Annotated in this window: 9 protein-coding genes and 1 pseudogene; 9 read left to right on the top strand and 1 reads right to left on the bottom strand. The window is 73.4% G+C overall.

What is annotated here, in order from left to right; translation table 11 throughout:
- The first annotated feature begins 7 nt into the window (after nucleotides 1-7).
- From AB0442_RS34555 to AB0442_RS34540, 4 genes are all read left to right on the top strand, one after another.
- On the top strand, nucleotides 8-880 hold the full coding sequence (locus AB0442_RS34555; protein ID WP_366167532.1) for a sugar ABC transporter permease: 873 nt from the start codon (nucleotides 8-10) through the stop codon (nucleotides 878-880).
- 3 nt (nucleotides 881-883) lie between these two features.
- A complete protein-coding gene (locus AB0442_RS34550; RefSeq protein WP_366167531.1) occupies nucleotides 884-1,726 on the top strand; it encodes a carbohydrate ABC transporter permease in 843 nt (280 codons plus the stop codon).
- A 29-nt stretch (nucleotides 1,727-1,755) separates the two neighbouring features.
- A complete protein-coding gene (locus AB0442_RS34545; RefSeq protein WP_366167530.1) occupies nucleotides 1,756-3,009 on the top strand; it encodes a glycosyl hydrolase in 1,254 nt (417 codons plus the stop codon).
- An 84-nt stretch (nucleotides 3,010-3,093) separates the two neighbouring features.
- On the top strand, nucleotides 3,094-6,120 hold the full coding sequence (locus tag AB0442_RS34540; RefSeq protein WP_366167529.1) for a glycoside hydrolase family 38 C-terminal domain-containing protein: 3,027 nt from the start codon (nucleotides 3,094-3,096) through the stop codon (nucleotides 6,118-6,120).
- 178 nt (nucleotides 6,121-6,298) lie between these two features.
- On the opposite strand, the gene AB0442_RS34535 is transcribed toward AB0442_RS34540, so the two are convergent.
- Nucleotides 6,299-7,477: a PP2C family protein-serine/threonine phosphatase gene (locus AB0442_RS34535; protein WP_366167528.1), complete on the bottom strand. Its 1,179-nt coding sequence runs from the start codon at nucleotides 7,475-7,477 to the stop codon at nucleotides 6,299-6,301.
- A 621-nt stretch (nucleotides 7,478-8,098) separates the two neighbouring features.
- Between AB0442_RS34535 and AB0442_RS34530 the strand changes: the two genes are divergently transcribed.
- The 5 genes and pseudogenes from AB0442_RS34530 to AB0442_RS34510 all read left to right on the top strand — a co-directional run bounded on the left by AB0442_RS34530 (nucleotide 8,099) and on the right by AB0442_RS34510 (nucleotide 13,295).
- Complete coding sequence (locus AB0442_RS34530) at nucleotides 8,099-9,376, top strand: hypothetical protein (protein WP_366167527.1); 1,278 nt, start codon at nucleotides 8,099-8,101, stop codon at nucleotides 9,374-9,376.
- 161 nt (nucleotides 9,377-9,537) lie between these two features.
- The gene (locus AB0442_RS34525; RefSeq protein WP_366167526.1) at nucleotides 9,538-9,996 is read left to right on the top strand and encodes a hypothetical protein; all 459 of its coding nucleotides are present in this window, start codon (nucleotides 9,538-9,540) and stop codon (nucleotides 9,994-9,996) included.
- A 299-nt stretch (nucleotides 9,997-10,295) separates the two neighbouring features.
- Complete coding sequence (locus AB0442_RS34520) at nucleotides 10,296-12,089, top strand: protein kinase (RefSeq protein ID WP_366167525.1); 1,794 nt, start codon at nucleotides 10,296-10,298, stop codon at nucleotides 12,087-12,089.
- 184 nt (nucleotides 12,090-12,273) lie between these two features.
- Nucleotides 12,274-12,468, top strand: a pseudogene (locus tag AB0442_RS34515) (glyoxalase); the annotation flags it as partial.
- Nucleotides 12,469-12,554: 86 nt separating this feature from the next.
- Nucleotides 12,555-13,295 carry an SDR family oxidoreductase gene (locus tag AB0442_RS34510; protein WP_366167524.1) on the top strand — a complete coding sequence of 247 codons (741 nt, stop codon included), beginning with the start codon at nucleotides 12,555-12,557 and terminating at the stop codon, nucleotides 13,293-13,295.
- Nucleotides 13,296-13,317 lie beyond the last annotated feature (22 nt).

The raw sequence follows: 13,317 nt of genomic DNA, 5'->3' as shown, positions 1-13,317 counted from the left end.
CACCCCGATGACCCACCGGCGCTGGTTCACCCCCTGGCTGCTGGCCGGCCCGGCCGTGCTCTGGCTCGCCGTCTTCAACCTGTGGCCGGCCGTCAACACGGTGATCCTCTCGTTCACCAACGCCCGCCCGCTCGGCGGCGGCCGTTTCACCGGCCTCGCCAACTACCATCGCGCCCTGGAAGACGACCAGTTGGTGGACGCGCTGATCAACAGCATCGTCTACCTGCTGATCTGCCTCCCGCTGCTCACCCTGCTGCCGCTGCTGCTCGCCCTGCTGGTGGAGCGGAGGCTCCCCGGCATCACCTTCTTCCGCACCGCCTTCTACACCCCGGTCATCGCCTCCGCCGTGGTGGTCGCGCTGATCTGGGGATGGGTGCTGGACGACCGTGGCCTGCTCAACGGCCTGCTCGGCCAACTCGGCCTGGCCGCGCGGCCGGTCTCCTTCCTCACCGACCGCTGGCTGCTGCTCTTCAGCGCGATCGGCCTGACGGTGTGGAAGGGGCTCGGCTACTACATGGTGATCTACCTGTCGGCGCTCGGGAACGTCGGCCGCGAACTCCACGAGGCCGCCGCCGTCGACGGAGCGTCGGCCGCCCGGCGCTTCTGGCACGTCACCCTCCCCGGGGTGCGCCCCACCATGCTGCTGGTCTCGGTGCTCATCTCGGTCTCCGCCCTGCGGGTCTTCTCCGAGCTGTACGTGCTCTCCCACGGCACCGGCGGCCCGGGCGGCCGCGACATGTCGGTGGTGATGCTCATCCAGTTGTACAGCCGCGGCTTCACCGGGCACATCGGCTACGCCTCGGCGCTCAGCCTGCTGCTGTTCGCGATCACCGTCGGACCGATGCTGCTGCTCGCCCGGCTCGGCAGGAAGGCGGCCTGACCGATGGCCCGAGGATTCAGCACCCCGTCTCCGGCCGAGAGGGCCGCCCGCTACCTGCTGCTGGTGCTCGTCCTGCTGCTCACCGTGGGCCCGTTCCTGTGGCAGCTGTCCACCTCGCTCAAGGGGCCCGGCGAGGACGTCTGGTCCCGCACCCCCGGTTTCCTGCCGCAGGAGCCGACCCTCGCCAACTACACCGAGGTCACGGACACCGTCCCGGTCTGGACGTACGCCGCCAACTCCCTGGTGGTGGCGGCGATCGCGGTGATCGGCAACGCGGCCGGCGCGACCCTGGCGGGCTTCGCGCTGGCCCGGCTGCGCTTCCGCGGCGCGCGCCTCGTCCTCGGCCTGTTCCTGGCCACCCTCGTCCTGCCGGGCGAGGTCACCGTCGTCTCCCAGTACGTCACGGTGCGCAGCCTCGGCCTGACCGACACCCTGGCCGGGGTGGCCCTGCCCGGCGCGATCGCGATGCTGAACGTGCTGCTGATGCGCACCGCCTTCCGGGCCGTCCCGCCCGACCTGGACGCCGCCGCCCTGGTCGACGGCGCCAACGTGTGGCAGCGGCTGGTCCACGTCGGCCTGCCGAACGTGCGCGGCATGCTCAGCGTGGTCGTCATCTTCACCTTCATCGGCGCCTGGGACGACTTCCTGTGGCCGCTGATCGTCCTCAACGACCCGGGCAAGTACACGCTCACCGTCGGCCTGCAGTACCTGAACGGCACCTTCAGCGCCAACCCCCGGCTGATCGCCGCAGGCACGATGATCGCCTTCCTGCCGATCGTCGTCGTCTTCGCCTCGTTGCAGCGGTTCTTCTTCCGGGGCGTCGAGGAAGGGGCCGTCAAGGGATGACCGCGACTCACGAAGGAACCCGCCGCCGCATGACCGAGACCGTCCGGCCCCCGCGCTTCGGCGTCAACTACACGCCCAGCCGGGGCTGGTTCCACCACTGGCTGGACTTCGAGCCGGACGAGGTGCGCGCCGACCTGGACTCGATCGCCGCACTCGGCCTGGACCACCTGCGGGTCTTCCCGCTGTGGCCGCTCTTCCAGCCCAACCGCACGCTGATCCGCCCCCGGGCCGTCGAGCAGCTGGTCGCCCTCGCCGACGCCGCCGCCGAACGCGGCCTGGACGTGGCCGTCGACGGCCTCCAGGGACACCTGTCCAGCTTCGACTTCCTGCCCGCCTGGACGACCACCTGGCACCGCCGAAACCTCTTCACCGACCCCGAGGTGATCGACGGCCAGCGCGCCTACCTGCGCACGCTCGCCGCCGCCCTCGCCGACCGGCCCAACTTCATCGGCATGACCGTCGGCAACGAGATCGACCAGTTCTCCGGCCACCCGCACCCCGACCCGGACCGGATCACCCCGGCCCAGGCCGAGGCCTGGCTGCACCGGATGCTCACCGCCTGCGAGGAGGGCGCACCCGGCCGCCTCCACCTGCACGCCGCGTACGACGCCGCCTGGTACCGGGACGGCCACCCGTTCACCCCCGCGCACGCCGCCCGGATCGGCAGGACCACCGCCGTCCACTCCTGGGTGTTCAACGGCACCGCACAGCGGCACGGCCCCGAGGCCGCCGCCACCGGGCAGCACGCCGCCTACCTGATCGAACTGTCCAAGGCCTGGGCGGACGACCCGCACCGCCGGGTCTGGCTCCAGGAAGTCGGCGCGCCCGCCCCGCACATCCCGGCCGGGCGGGCCGCGGCGTTCGCCCGGACGACCGTCGCCAACGCCCTGGACTGCCCGGACCTGTGGGGCATCACCTGGTGGTGCTCGCACGACGTCGACCGCGCCCTCGCGGACTTCCCCGAACTCGAGTACGGCCTCGGCCTGCTGACCAACGCGCGGGAGACCAAGCCGGCGGGCGCGACGGTCGCCGCCCTGGCGGCGGAGGTCCGCGCCGAGTGGACCCCGCCGCCGGTGCGGACCACCGGACTCGTCCTCGACCTGCCGGACGACGCCCCGGACCGCTCGGTCTGCGCGCCCGGCGGGCCCTACTTCGAGGCGTTCATGCGGATGGCGGCCACCGGCGCCCGGCCGGCCGCCGTCCTCGCCGGACGCGCCACGGACGCGGCTCACCTGTCCGCCCGGGGCGTCACCGAACTCGTCACCGTCGACCAGGTCCGCTAGGGGTGCGTGGGGGCACCTCCCGTGTGCCTTTGACGACAAGCCCTAGGCCCGCTCGAACCATCCGCCACCCTGGGAGCAGCCCGCATGCACGATGACCGCAACCTCGTCGAGTCCCGGCTCAAGCGCGTCCTGGAGGAGCGCATCCGGCCGGCCGTGTACCCCGAGTCGGTTCCGCTGGAGGTGTCGATCTGGACGGCTCCCGACGAGCCGGTGCCCGTCGCGGAGGGCCTGGCCGCGCCGCGCACCCCGATCGCGGCCGGTGCGCAGTGGGGCGCGCCCTGGGGAACGAGCTGGCTGACCGTCTCCGGCACCGTCCCCGACGCCTGGGCGGGCCGGACGGTCGAGGCGCTGATCGACCTCGGGTTCGACGCCGACATGCCGGGCTTCCAGTGCGAGGGCCTGGTCTACCGGCCCGACGGCACCCCGGTGAAGGGTCTCAACCCGCGCAACCAGTGGGTGCGGATCGCCGCGCCCGCGGTGGGCGGCGAGGAGGTGCTGCTGCACGTCGAGGCCGCCTCCAACCCCGTGATCCTGGACTACCACCCCTTCCTGCCCACCGGGCTCGGCGACAAGGAGACCGCCGGGGAGCGGCCGCAGTACCGGCTGGAGCGGATCGACCTCGCGGTCTTCGACGAGACGGTGTGGCAGCTGGTCGTCGACCTGGAGGTGCTCGGCGAACTGATGGCGGAACTCCCGGTCGAGGGCGCCCGCCGCTGGGAGATCCTCCGCGCGGTCGAACGGGCGCTCGATGTGGTCGACCTGCTGGACGTCAACGGCACCGCGGCCGCCGCCCGGCGCGAGCTGGAGACGGTGCTCGCCTCGCCCGCCGAGCCGTCCGCGCACCTGATCAGCGCCGTCGGCCACGCCCACATCGACTCCGCATGGCTGTGGCCGCTGCGCGAGACCGTCCGCAAGGTCGCCCGGACCACCGCCAACATGACCGCGCTGCTGGAGGAGGAGCCCGACTTCGTCTTCACCATGTCCCAGGCCCAGCAGTACGCCTGGATCAAGGAGCACCGGCCCGAGGTCTACGCCCGGGTCAAGAAGGCGGTCGCGGAGGGGCGGTTCGTCCCGGCCGGCGGCATGTGGGTGGAGTCCGACACCAACATGCCCGGATCCGAGGCGATGGCCCGTCAGTTCGTCCACGGCAAGCGCTTCTTCCTGGAGGAGTTCGGCATCGAGAACGAGGAGGCCTGGCTGCCCGACACCTTCGGCTTCGCCGGCGGGCTGCCGCAGATCATCAAGGCGGCCGGGTCCACACGGCTGCTGACCCAGAAGATCTCGTGGAGCCGGGTCAACACCTTCCCGCACCACACCTTCCTCTGGGAGGGCATCGACGGCACCCGGATCTTCACCCACTTCCCGCCCGTCGACACCTACAACTGCTCCATGCAGGGCAAGGAGATCGCCCACGCCGCCCGCAACTTCAAGGAGAAGGGCCGGGCCCGGCGCTCCCTCGCCCCGACCGGCTGGGGCGACGGCGGCGGCGGAACCACCCGCGAGATGGTCGCCAAGGCGGCACGCCTGCGGAACCTGGAGGGATCGGCCCGGGTGCGGTGGGAGCGGCCCGCCGAGTTCTTTGCGAAGGCGGAGCGCGAATACCCCGACCCGCCCGTCTGGACGGGCGAGCTCTACCTCGAACTGCACCGCGCCACGCTCACCAGCCAGGCCAGGACCAAGCAGGGCAACCGGGCGAGCGAGAACCTGCTGCGCGAGGCCGAACTGTGGTGCGCCACCGCGGCGGTACGGGCCCGGCTCCCGTACCCGTACGAGGAACTGGACCGGATCTGGAAGACCGTGCTGCTGCACCAGTTCCACGACATCCTGCCCGGCTCCTCGATCGCCTGGGTGCACCGGGAGGCCGAACGGACGTACGCCGCAGTGACGGAGGAACTGGCCGCGATCACCGCCCGGGCGCAGCGGGCGCTGGCCGGCGAGGGGGACGGCACCCTCGTCTTCAACGCCGCCCCGCACGAACGCGGGGGAGTGCCGGCCGGCGGCGCCCGGCCCGCGGCCCCCGCCGCCGGCGGCTGTACGGTCGAAGCCCGGCCGGACGGCGGCCACCTGCTGGACAACGGTCTGCTGCAGGTCGTCGTCGACGCGCGCGGGCTGGTGGTGTCGGTGCTGGACTGCGCCTCCGGCCGGGAGGCCCTCGCCCCCGGTGCGGCCGCCAACCTGCTGCAGATCCACCCGGACTTCCCCACCATGTGGGACGCCTGGGACGTCGACTCCTTCTACCGCAACACCGTCACCGACCTGACCGCCCTGGACTCGCTGGAGGTCGCCGCCTCCGGGCCCGAGGCCGTCGCGGTCCGGGCGACCCGTACCTTCGGGTCCTCCCGGGCCGTCCAGACCGTCACCCTCACCGCCGGGTCCGGGCGGCTCGACCTCGACACCGAGGTCGACTGGCACGAGACCGAGAAGTTCCTCAAGGTCGCCTTCCCGCTCGACGTGCGCACCGACCGGTACGCCGCCGAGACCCAGTTCGGCCACCTGTACCGGCCGACCCACACCAACACCAGCTGGGAGGCGGCCAAGTTCGAGGCCTGCAACCACCGTTTCGTCCACCTGGAGGAGCCCGGCTGGGGCGTCGCCCTGGTCACCGCCTCCACCTACGGCCACGACGTGACCCGCACGGTACGCCCGGAGGACGGCGGCACCACGACCACCGTCCGGGTCTCCCTGCTGCGCGCCCCGCGCTTCCCCGACCCGCACACCGACCAGGGGCTGCACCGCTTCCGGCACGCGCTCGTCCCCGGTGCGGACGTCTGCGCGGCGGTCCGCGAGGGTTACCGGATCGGCCTGCCGGAACGGCGGGTTCCCGGGGCCGCGGAGGTCGCTCCGCTGATCACGCTCGACGACGACGCCGTGGTCGTCAGTGCCGTGAAGCTCGCCGACGACCGCAGCGGCGACGTCGTCGTCCGGCTGTACGAGTCCTGCGGCGGCCGGGCCCGCGTCCGCGTCGCGCCGGGCTTCGAGTACACCCGGGTGGACCGCTGCGACCTCCTGGAACGCCCGAGGGGCGAGGGCACGACAGAACTACGGCTCCGGCCCTTCGAGTTGGTCACCCTGCGGTTCGCGGTCGAGGGCAGCGGGGGTGAACCGGGCTGACGGGGCCCGGCGTTCCGTCGGCCGCGGCCGGGACATCCGCGCGATTGGATCACGGGATCGACGGTTTGCAGGATGCCCGCCATGGTCCGGGTGGCCGAGCGTTCCCGCAGCCCGGCAGCCGGCGGCTGCTCCTCCGGTTCCAGACTGCCGGGCAGCCTTCCCTCGCGGCAGGCTGCACTCACGCTCCCGGCGATCCGGCGGCAGCCGACGGGACGCCGGCCGACGCGGTGGTCGTGGTGTCGCGTTTGATGGCGACCATCGCCGCATCATCGCCCAGCCGCCCGCCCACGTGGGTGAGGAGGTCCTGGCAGAGTCGCTGCAGGAGGGCGTGGGGATCGCCGGGCGGCCATGAGGCCAGCCGTTCGGCGAGGGGGTAGAAGGCACCGGATTCGTTGCGCGCCTCGATGACACCGTCCGTGTACAGCAGCACGGTGTCGCCCTCCTGGAAGGCGAAGGTCTCGACCTCGATCTCGGATCCGGCCAGCTCGGTGAGGCCCAGTGGGGGAGCGGGCCGCCGGAATTCGAGTGGCGTCACCCGACCGTCGCGCAGCAGCAGCGGGGGTGGGTGTCCGCAGTCCGCGAGGTGGATCACCGGCTCCGTGTCGGGGATGTCGAGAACGGCTGCGGTGATGAACGACTCGCCGGCGTCCGCGTCGGCTCCCCCGGCGCCGTCTGCCGGGGTGCCGGTGTCGCCCGTGTCGCCGAAGACCGCCTTCTCCAGGTGGGTGACCAGGCGGGGCAGGTCGACCTGCCGGTAGGCCGCGGTCCGGAAGGCGCCGAGCACCAAGGACGCCTCACCGATCGCCTCCAGGCCCTTGCCGCGCACGTCGCCGACGAGGAACCTGCTTCCCCACCGGGTGCGCACCGCAGCGTACAGGTCGCCGCCGATCAGGGCCTCGGCCTCCGCGGCCAGGTAGACCGACGCGATGCGCAGCGGGCCCATCCGGGCGGGAATGGGTCGCTGGAGCACGGCCTGCGCGGCCTCGGCGACCGAACGCAGTTGCGTCATCTCCCTCTCGTGCTGCTCGCGCAGATGCGCGAAGAGGGCGACGAGCAGGGAGGTCAACGCCAGCGCGACGATCTGGACCGAATGGTTGAGGTCGACCAGGGTGGTCCGCACCGCCGCGACGACGATCTGGGCCACGACGGCCGCCGCCCCGACGGCGCTGGTCGTCCACGGGCCGGCGAACGAAGCGGTGATCGCCGGGGCGGCGACCAGCAGCGGCCCGAGGTGCACCTCCGGCGGAGCCAGCATGTCCACGACGGAGATGACCACGATCAGCGCCAACGGGATGAGGATCAGCGCCCGGCTCTGCTGTTGCGGCCTCCGCAGATCCAACCGCCACCGAGATTCCATGCCTCCTGCATACATCCCGGTGCGCCGCGACACCGGGCGCGTTGGGACGGGCAGCAGCTGACCGCCGAACCCATCGGCGTCGAGCAGGTCCTCCTTGCGGTGAGCCCGTCCGGGACGCCGTGCCGACGCACCCGGGGAGTACGGGCGGGGACAGGGTGTACTGGGACTCCGACGCGGCCTTCGTCGACGAGGACACCCTGGTTGCCGGTACCTCGGAGTGCGACGCCCGGTACGGCGCGGCGCGCCACCGGCCGGTCGACGTACCGGGGATGCGCGGCGAGATCTCCTACCCGTTCCCGTCCCGGGGCCTGCCCGCGCAGCGGGGGACGGCACCTGGTACACGGTCTCCGAGGACGGAACCTCCGTGCATCTGCGGGAGCCGGCCGAAGAGATCCGACCTGCCGGCCCCATCGGACCAACAGGTCGGGTCCACGTCCGCTAGCATGATCCCCGGCTGGACACGCACTGCCGATCGTCGCTGCCCGATCCCCGCCCACGCCGGGACGCCGGGCGCCGCCGACCAAGGAGTCACGGGGGCTTCCCCCGACGCCCGTGGATCTCTGTCGTGCCCTTGGACCGGGCGGGCGGCGCGTGGGCGGACCCGCCAGGATCGAGTGCACCGTGTCGCCCAAGAAGAACCGCTCCTATGCCGCCCGTCGGGCCCGTGAGGCGCAGCAGACCGGTTCCACCACCCGCTACACCGCACTGCTGCGGTCCGCGGTCCCTGCAGCCGCCGACGGTCCGTCCGCCGACGAGCCGCTGGTCGCAGGACTGACCGTACTGGTGATCGGAAACGCCACGGCCGTGGGACCGCAGGAATCGGAGCGCCGGGCATGGGCCGTGGCGGCCGCCGAGGCCCTGACCTCGCTGACGCGGATGAGCAGCGGCGAGACGTACCCCGCGGCTGCCGAGGTCGACCTCCTGCCCGCGGTCGGAGAGCCGGACGAGCCGCCGTACGCGGTGGCCACCGTCGTGGCCCACCGCCCGTGGGAGCGCGCGGGGGAGTGGGAGGCGGTGCTGGACGACGTCCGCGCCGCCCTCGATCCGGCCGCGGGCCCGGCACTGCCCGGCCGGTTCGCCGCCGCGCTGCCGATCGGCACGTTCGCCGCCGACGCCCGGCGCGGACGGCGCCCCGGGCAGGCCGATCGGGTGGAGTTCACCGCCCGGCCCGCCGCGGCCGACGAGCAGTTGACGGCCGCGCTCGACGCCGCGCCGCCGACGTGGCCGACGCCGCACTGGCCGGAATCCCCGGACCGGCAGGCCCCGTTCCGGCCCGATGCCCGCCGCTACCGCGCCGCCGGAGAGGCAGCGGCATGGGACGGGCTGCTGTGCCTGGAGTGCAGATGCCCGATCGCGTGGGCGTGCCCCCACTGCCCCGGCTGCTCCTGCTACCACGAGACCTGCCCCGACCCCGACCTGCGGCACCGCCGGCAGTACCTCGCCCGGGCCGGGGTGTTCCTGCTGACCGCTCCGGTACCTGCCGGCACCGACGAGCGCGAACTCGCCCAGCAGGTCGCCGACAGCGTCCGCGCCGCCACCCGCGGAGCCGCCGGCGGGACGTACCCCGGTCGGGCCGAGGTGCTGCGCCTCGACGAGCCATGGCTGCCGCTGTCCGGCCACGGTGGCGCGGTGGTCGAGGCCAGGCTGCTGGTGTGCTGCGAGGCGGCGCGCGACCGGTGTCCCGATGGAGAGCGGGACCGGGAGTCGGCCGAGGCCGACCTGGCGGCTGCGATCGAGCGCGGCCTCGCCGCCCTCCATCCGTTCCCGGCGGGCCGGGCGGGCCCGTCCGCACGCCGGGTGGAGCCGGGCGAGGCGCAGGCGCTCCTGGCCCGACACGTGTGGTCGGTCACCGCCCGGGACGCGGCCCCGCTCGTGCCGCGGGCGGACCGCCAGGCGTGACTGCTCGCCCGGGCGCGTCCGAGCGCGGCGTCCCGCGGGCCGCCGGGCGGCGAGGCGCCGACGGTCGCTGCGGCGTCCGACGCTCGCGTGTGCCGAACTGTTGCGGGCGGAACGGCGCGGAGAGACGCTCGGAGCGGGTCTGCTCACGGCAAGGAGCGCGCATGTCCACGATTCATCTGCATCAGACGATCGCCGCCACCCCCGAGGAGTACGTCGCCGGACTCACCGACTTCGGGCCCGGGCGCTCGGAACTCTTCGGCAACAGTGACGACAAGTACCTCGACGTGCACGCCCGGGGGCCCCAGGAGGCCGATGTCACCGAGGGCTCGGCGGGGATCTGGGAGCGGTTGCACTACGACTGGTCCGACCCCCGCCGCGTCGTCATGACGACCACCGACTCCAACGTCTGGGGCGGCAAGTCGGGCCACACGTACACGTTCACGCCGAAGGCCGACGGCACGACGGAGGTGGACGCCGTCGTGATCCGCGAGGGCAAGAACTTCAAGGGACGCGTGCTCGGCGTGGTCGTCGGCACCGTCGGCAAGCGGCACCTCTCGAAGGCCTTCGCCAACACCGGCAAGGCCATCGAGGCGCGGCACCACGCCGACGGGGGCACGTGACCGCGACCGGGACCTTCCCAGGACCGGCCGCACAGCCCTGCGGGATCCCGTCGGGGCCTGTGCGGCCGGTCCTGCGCTCGCCGGCTGCGCCCCCAGCCCACCGCCGTCGGCCACGACCGCGCCGGCAGTGCGTCCGCGGCCCGTGCGCCACAGGGCGGCGCACACGGTTCGGCAGCTGCGGCGGGACGGCGTGAAACCGCGGTACTCCCCGGGGTCGACAACAGATTGTTCGTCATCTGGCACACTGAGCCCGCCAATTGACGATCTGTTGGCGGAGGGTCGGGGACGAGGGGATCGGCATGTGGGGTCGGGGGACCGTGCTCGGTGGGCGTTACACGCTCACCGACCGGGTCGGGGTCGGCGGGATGGGCGAGGTCTGGCGCGCCGACGACGGAGTGCTGAAGAGGCAGGTCGCCGTCAAGATCATGCAGCCGGGGCTGCTGGCGGACCGCAGCTTCACCGAGCGGTTCAGGCGCGAGGCGCGAATCCTCGCCGCTTTCCGGCACCCGGGCATCGTCCACGTGCACGACTACGCCGAGCCGGGCGACGGCTCGGACGAGCAGATCGCCTACATCGTCATGGAGTTCATCGACGGGAGGCCGCTGAACTCCGTCCTGGCCGACGAAGGCCCCATGGTGCCCGCTCGGGCGCTCGGCATCCTGGCCGACGCGCTGGACGCGCTGCACGCCGCGCACCAGCAGGACATCGTGCACCGCGACCTGAAACCGTCCAACCTGATGGTGCGCAGCGACGGCGGCGTGACGGTGACCGACTTCGGCATCGCCCGTGCGATGGCCGGGACGAAGATCACCACCACCAACTCGGTGCTCGGCACCGCCCTCTACATCGCTCCCGAGCAGGCCGACGGCAAGCCCACCACCCCCCTCTGCGACCTGTACTCGATCGGGGTGGTCTGCTTCGAACTGCTCACCGGCCGAGTGCCGTTCACCGGAGAGACGGTGCTGGAGATCGTGCTCAAGCACATCCAGCAGCCTCCGCCCCGACTGCCCGAGGAGTTCCCGCGGGCCGTGCGCGACTTCGTCGCCACCGGTCTCGCCAAGGATCCGGCGCAGCGCTTCCCCGACGCCGGCGCGATGGCCGCCGCCGCCCGCGCGGCGGCCGCCCGGCCGGGTGCCGGGCAGGCAGTCCGCGAACCCACCGTGTTCGCCACCGTGCCCGAGCCCCTCCCGCGGGATGCGCCGCAGGCCGATACTCCCCGCCCCGCTGCCGCCGAGCCCCCGCAGCGGCGGCGCAGCCGACTGATCGTCCCGATCGTCATCCCGGTGGTGATCTCGGTCGGGGTCGGCAGTGTGGTTCTGATCGAGCAGGCCCCGTGGCAGTCCCGCGCACAGGGGGCCGGGCCGCAGCCCACGGCGGCGGCGCCGTTCAGCCCGGGCGCCGCGTCGGCGGGGACGGGCGGCCCGGGCGGTACCGGCGCGGCGCCGCCGTCGGGCAGCGCCACCGGCACGCAGACCGCGCCGGGCCAGCAGCCGGGCAATCCGCCGCCGGACCAGGGCGGCGTCGTCGCGGACGGTGCCGCGGGTGGTGGTGTCGCGGGCGGTGCCGGCGCGGGCACCGGTACGGGCGGGGGTGCCACCAACACCGGGGGAGCCGTCCCGCCGCCGGCCAGGACCCCGGCCACCACGGCACCCGCGGCCACCCCGGCGCAGACCGGGCCGCCCCAGGGCTGCGGCGGCACCGGCTGGGGCCACATCACCGGGGTCGGCAGCGGCCAGCGGCTGGGGCTCGCCGCCCCGGGCCTGGCCGGCGGGACGAGCGCGGTGGTGGGCCGCAACACGTCCTACGGCTGGATCCGTTCGGCCCCCGACCCCGGCGGCTGGTACAGCCTCTACCCCTGCAACATGAGCAAGCCGGGACTCGTCCAGAACGGCAGCAACGTCGAACTCTCCTCGGGCTTCAGCGTCATGTACCGCTGGACGGTGAGCAGTGCCCCCACCCAGGGCGCCGTCTACCTCAAGGACTACAGCAGTTCCACCTGCCTGACCGACAACGGCGCGGGCAGCGCCGCCACCATGCAGACCTGCACGCCGGGCAACCGGTCGCAGCAGTGGTTCATCCCTCCGTCGGGCTGAGCAACGTGCCGCTCGCCGGGCCGGGGCGTCGCTGCCGCTGCCCGGGTGGCGGCCGTGCTGCTGCCCCGGGCGCCCGCCGGGGGTGCCGGTGGTGGTCAGCGGGGGCCACGGAACCGGTGCCCGGCTTCGGACCCCTGGCTTGCGGGTGCCGCCGGGGGGCGGTTCTCATGGGTGGGGACGTGTTCTCGTCCGGCGCGGGGTGGACGTGAGCGAGGTGTTCCACGACGTCACGGGCGTCTTCCACCGTGCCGGGACGCGGGGACGTGCTGACGGACCGGTACCCGAGCACGCGGACTACGGTTCCTTCGCGTCGTTCGGCGACCCGGACGGCAACGGCTGGTTGCTCCAGGAGATCAGGACACGCCTGCCGGACCGCTGACGAGGACCGGCCGACGTCCGTGACCTGCGACGGCGCGCGGACCCGAGCGGCCGCCCGTTTGCGGGAGGTCGAGGAGGAGTGCGGACGTGACAACCCCGATGCGCGAGCCCGAACTGCTCGGCCGGACCGTCGTCGTCATCGGCGGCAGCGCCGGCATCGGACTGGAGACGGCCAGGCGCGCCCGGACCGAGGGCGCCGAGATCGTCCTCGTCGGCCGCGATCCCGGCCGGCTGGAGCGCGCCGCCGGAGAGCTCGGCGCGCAGCGCACCGCGGCGTTCGACGCCACCGATCCCGCGGCCCTGGCGGCGTTCTTCCAGGACCTGCCGGCCCCGATCGACCATGTGATGGTGACGGCCGGCGGCCCGAGCTACGGGCCCCTGCTCGACATGAGCGCCGCCGAGGTGCGGGACGCGATCAGTGATCACGCGGTGCTGCAGCTGGAGGTCGCGCGCAACGCGGTCGGCCGGGTACGGCCTGGGGGCAGCCTGGTGTTCATGGGTGGTACCGGAGCACGGCGGGTCGGCCGGGGCCTCGGGGTCGCCTCCGCCGCCACCAACGCGCTGCCCCCGTTCACCGCGGCCCTCGCACTCGAACTCGCACCGGTGCGCGTCAACCTCATCGCCGCAGGCTTCGTCGACACTCCGCTCTCGGCCTCGCTGCTGGGCGACCGGATCGAGGAACGGCGCGCCGAGCTGCGCGCGACGCTGCCGATCGGCCGCGTCGTCGGACCCGCGGACGTCGCGGCGCTGGCCGTCCACCTCATGGTCAACACGGCGCTGACCGGCGGGACCTACGACATCGACGGCGGGCAGCAGTTCGTCTCCTGACGACCACACCACGAGCAACGGA

Source organism: Kitasatospora sp. NPDC085895, assembly GCF_040702125.1.
Lineage (GTDB): Bacteria > Actinomycetota > Actinomycetes > Streptomycetales > Streptomycetaceae > Kitasatospora > Kitasatospora arboriphila.
The sequence above is the reverse complement of the archived record's forward strand: the minus strand, read 5'-3'. Positions and strand labels throughout refer to the sequence as shown.